At 65.4% G+C, this 402-nt stretch carries 1 protein-coding gene; it reads right to left on the bottom strand.

Annotated features, from left to right (window positions below; translation table 11 throughout):
* A partial coding sequence (locus tag DD559_RS20005) for a PAS domain-containing protein (RefSeq protein WP_206364596.1) occupies positions 1-199 on the bottom strand: 199 nt, incomplete at its 3' end.
* Positions 200-402 lie beyond the last annotated feature (203 nt).

Raw genomic sequence — 402 nt, 5'->3', positions numbered from 1 at the left:
CGGTTCGGACGCGATCCTCCGGATGGAGGCGATCCGCCCATGCCCCGTAACTGGGCTCCACCGCACCGATCGTATAACCGAGTATCCGGTAGTTCTCATCGCTCCAGTGCATTTCGTCGGTTTCGAGATTCCAGTCCCACAAGGCGAACTCGCCGGTCTCTCCGGTACTGCATCGGCGCTCTTCACTCTCGAGCTGCACGGCGAGTTACGCCTCCGCCTGCTGGACACCCCTCTCGCCGCGCACGCCGGATCGCAGCGCCCCCCGCCACCGCGCAACCGCGGGGGCGCCGGAAACCGGGCGGTCGGCAATATCATCCTCAGCCGCAGGTAACTGCTGCATCGACAAAGCACCTCCGCTAGGCGAGAGACCGGGAGCCATAGTGACGAAACCCCACCCGCCTG

It is taken from the genome of Sphingomonas pokkalii (assembly GCF_003096275.1).
Taxonomy (GTDB): domain Bacteria; phylum Pseudomonadota; class Alphaproteobacteria; order Sphingomonadales; family Sphingomonadaceae; genus Sphingomonas; species Sphingomonas pokkalii.
Note: the sequence above shows the minus strand (reverse complement) of the source record. Positions and strands in the feature narration are given on the sequence as shown.